The organism is Terriglobales bacterium (assembly GCA_035624475.1).
Lineage (GTDB): Bacteria > Acidobacteriota > Terriglobia > Terriglobales > Acidobacteriaceae > DASPRL01.
In genome coordinates, this window is sequence record DASPRL010000107.1 from 1 (window position 1) to 3824 (window position 3824).

General features: G+C 67.5%; 5 protein-coding genes. 1 reads left to right on the forward strand and 4 read right to left on the reverse strand.

All coding sequences use genetic code 11. The features are described from left to right. The 3 genes from VEG08_04670 to VEG08_04680 all read right to left on the reverse strand — a co-directional run. On the reverse strand, positions 1-656 hold a 656-nt coding region (locus VEG08_04670), incomplete at its 3' end, for a phosphatidate cytidylyltransferase (protein ID HXZ27277.1). 1 nt (position 657) lies between these two features. Continuing rightward, the gene (locus VEG08_04675; GenBank protein HXZ27278.1) at positions 658-1464 is read right to left on the reverse strand and encodes an isoprenyl transferase; all 807 of its coding nucleotides are present in this window, start codon (positions 1462-1464) and stop codon (positions 658-660) included. A 173-nt stretch (positions 1465-1637) separates the two neighbouring features. Further along, on the reverse strand, positions 1638-2123 hold the full coding sequence (locus tag VEG08_04680) for a helix-turn-helix transcriptional regulator (GenBank protein HXZ27279.1): 486 nt from the start codon (positions 2121-2123) through the stop codon (positions 1638-1640). Between the two features lie 220 nt (positions 2124-2343). On the opposite strand from VEG08_04680, the gene VEG08_04685 reads away from it, so the two are divergent. Then, entirely contained in the window at positions 2344-2943 is a 600-nt protein-coding gene (locus VEG08_04685; protein ID HXZ27280.1) for an HDIG domain-containing protein, read from the forward strand. 70 nt (positions 2944-3013) lie between these two features. Here VEG08_04685 and VEG08_04690 read toward each other — a convergent pair. Next, positions 3014-3824 (reverse strand): aromatic amino acid lyase (locus tag VEG08_04690; protein ID HXZ27281.1); only part of this gene is annotated, 811 nt, incomplete at its 5' end.

Genomic DNA, 3824 nt, shown 5'->3' on the forward strand with positions numbered 1-3824 from the left:
AGGTGGAGGCGCGCCAGAAATGACGCGACCGGCTGCGCGAAGCGGCCCAACAGGCCGCCCAGGACCACGGCACCCACGAAGGACGCGATGGCGCCCTCCCAGCTCTTCCCCGGGCTGATTCGTGGGGCCAGCTTATGGCGCCCGATGGCGCGGCCGGTGTAGTAGGCGAAAATGTCGCCACCCCAGACCACCGCCAGCAGATACAGAACGGCGAACCAGCCCGCCCCGGCCCCACGGAGGGAGACCAGCCCCACCAGCGGCAGCGTGATATAGGGCAATGCCAGGAAGGAAACTGCGGCGGACGGCAGGGCTTTGGCCAGGTCGGCTTGCCGCATGGCCAGGATAAGCAGCAGGATCGCCGCGGTGAAGAGGACGATGGCCACCAGGAACAGAACGTAGGCGTCCTCGCTCTTGCGGATGTCGAGGGAGTCGGCCATCACCAGCAGCGTGCCCGCCGCGGCGAAGGAGAGAACGAGGAAGGTGTAGATGGTGGAGCGGAAGGGAACCAGGCCGTAGGACTTGACGATCTCCAGGTATTCGCGCGTGGCCAGAAGAGCCACCAGCATCACGACCAGGGTGAGCAGCCAGACAGGCGCCCGGAACACTGCCAGCAGGACCAAGGGAATGAGGACGACCGCGGTCGCGACGCGCTTCATCCTAGGAGTGCGCGCCGCTGGCGCCGTCGCCATGGGCGCTGCCGATGCCGCCGAAGCGCCGCTCTCGCCGCTGGTACTCCTCCAGGGCCTCCAGGAGCTGCCGCCCGCGGAAGTCCGGCCACAGCGTCTCGGTCACGTAGATCTCGGCGTAGGCCAACTGCCAGAGCAGGAAGTTGGAGAGCCGCATCTCCCCGCTGGTGCGGATGACCAGGTCAGGGTCGGGCAGGTTGCGGGTATAGAGATAGCGGTCGACCATCTCCTCGTCCACCTGCAGGTGCTGGAGGCCGCCGTTGTTGGCGGCGGCGTGGGCCATGGCCTGGAAGGCGTCCACCAGCTCCAGGCGCGCGCTGTAGTTGAGCGCCAAGGTGAGCACCATGCCGGTGTTGCGGGCGGTGGACTCGCGCGCCCACGCCATGCGCCCCTGCACGTCCTCGGGCAGCTCGTGCAGCCGCCCGATGTACTCCAGGCGGATGTTGTTCTGGTTGAGAGTAGGGACCTCGGCGCGCAGGTAGCGCTTGAGCAGGGCCATGAGGAACTGCACCTCGGCCGGCGGGCGCTTCTTCCAGTTCTCGGCGGAGAAGGCGTACAGAGTCAGGGCGGGGAGGTGGATACGGGCGGCGGTCTCCACGGTGGAGCGCATCGCGGCCACACCCGCGCGGTGCCCGGCGATGCGGGGCAGGTGGCGGCGCTTGGCCCAGCGGCCATTGCCGTCCATGATGATGGCGATGTGCCGGGGAAGCCGCTTGGGATCGAGCCGGGCGTAAACCTCCGACTCCCTGCGGTCCAACCCCGCTACTTTGGTGTGCAAAGCGACCTCGACTAGGGGGAAGCTAACACAAGCCCCGCCTTTCTTGCAATTCGCAGGATTCGTCGCGGCCGGGACTTTCGAAGCCCGAGGCGTCCGCCGGGAAAGGGGCGGGCGGACGAAGAAAGCCGGGGCGCAGGGCCCCGGCTGGGTCGGCAAAGGTACAGCGACGGATCTCAGGAGTGGCGGCGGGGGCGCAGGGCCAGGTCGCGCACCTGCGCCAGCACGCTGGACCACTGCATGCCGTTGAGCTTGGCCACGAAGGGCAGCAATTCCGCGATAAAATCGTCGCTCAGCAGTTCCCGGATCTCCAGCTCGCGGCTGCGATCGCCGCCGTCGAGCAGGTCGGGGACGCTGACCTCCAGGGCCCGCGCCAGCCGCTCCAGCGACGACAGCGTGGGGGTGGCCTTCTCGTTCTCGATCTTGGAGACGTAGGTACGCGGCACCGACATGCGCAGCGCCAGTTGGCGCTGGCTCAGCCCGTTGCGCTGGCGCAGCGAGCGGATGGCGAAGGCGATCTGCAGGTGGGAGTGCCCGTTGCCGTTGCCATTGCCGTTGGCCGGGACCGGTGTCTCCGGCGCGGCCGCCACCGGGGGCTCTTCCGCGTCCAGGGAGGTGTGACAACGGCGGCAAAGATTGTTGGTGGTCCGGAACTGGACCAAGTGGCAACGGTCACATCTCACAACTTCCCGTGAATCCACGGGGGCGAGAGTAGTGGCCATCAGGTTGTGGGAGATGCCAGAGCCGGCATCACCGCGTGCGGGGCCCGGTACCACTCACAACTCGCCCAGTAATCTGAGGCATACGTACCGTCTCTGTCAATACAATTCTCGGAAATCTTTGGGCAAAACCCCGGAGAGCATCCAGGAAAGAGGGAGGAAAATGGGCGAAAACCAGGAGAAACAAGGAGTCAGGCGCGAGGCGGCGTGGAGTTTACTATGTGAGTACACCCCCTCGGAGAACCTGCGCCGCCATGCCCTGGCGGTGGAGGCCTGTTTGCGCGCCTACGCCCGCAAGTTCGGCGAAGACGAAGACTTCTGGGGCGTGACCGGGCTGCTGCACGACTTCGACTACGAGAAATACCCCACCGCCCAGGAGCATCCCTTCGTGGGCAGCAAGATCCTGGAGGAGCACGGCTATCCCGAGGAGCTGCGGCGCGCCATCCTCTCGCACGCCGACTACACCGGCGTCGCGCGCGAGAGCCGGCTGGAGAAGGCGCTCTTCGCCTGCGACGAGCTAGCCGGCTTCCTCACCGCCACCGCCCTGGTCAAGCCCAACAAGTCGCTGGCCGAGGTGGAGGCGGCTTCGGTACGCAAGAAGATGAAGGACAAGGCCTTCGCCCGCAGCGTCAGCCGCGACGACATCGTCAACGGGGCCGCCGCCCTGGGCGTGGACCTGGACGAGCACATCAGCTTCTGCATCGCGGCCATGCGGGCCATCGCCGATCAGCTTGGCTTGGCTGGGAAGACCCAGGGGGATTGAGTCATCGGGTCGTCGAGCCATTGAAAGAACCATACCCGAGTCTCCGACTCCCTGTGTCTCTGTGGTGAGACTACCTTAGGATCTCGGCCAGCTTGCCGGCGGCGATCAGTTCGGCCACGCGGGCGAAGTCGGCGGCCATGGCGCGGTCGTGCTCGACGGTGGGGCAGACGGAGCGGATGGCGGCCAGGGCGGCCTGGCCACGCTTCGAGGTCTGGAGCGGGCGCAGGAAATCCAAGCCCTGGGCGGCGGCGATGGCCTCGATGGCCACCACCTGGCGCGCGTTCTCCAGCACCTTGCGCAGCTTGAGCGCGGCCGCCATGCCCATGGAGACGTAGTCTTCTTTGTTGCCCGAGGTGGTGATGGAGTCCACCGAAGCGGGATGCGCCAGCACCTTGTTCTCGCTGGCCAGGGCGGCGGCGGTGACCTGGGCCATCATGAAGCCCGAGTGCAGGCCCGCGCCCGGCGCCAGGAACGGCGGCAGGCCCTCGTTGAGCGCGGGGTTGACCAGGCGTTCGATGCGCCGCTCCGAGATGCCCGCCAGCGCGGCCAGCGCGATGGCCAGGAAGTCGAGCGCGAAAGCCAGGGGCTCGCCGTGGAAGTTGCCGCCGGAGAGGACCTCGCCGGTCTTGGAGAAGACCAGCGGGTTGTCCACGGCGGAGTTCGCTTCGATCTCGAAGACGCTGCGGGCGTGGGCCAGGGCGTCGCGCACCGCGCCGTGCACCTGCGGCATGCAGCGCAGGGAGTAGGCGTCCTGGACGCGCGAGCAGGCGCGGTGGGACTCGCGGATGGCGCTGCCTTGGAGCATGCGGCGCAGGTTCTGGGCGGTGTGGAGCTGGCCGGGATGCCGGCGGGCCTGGTGGATGCGCTCGTCGAAGGCGGTG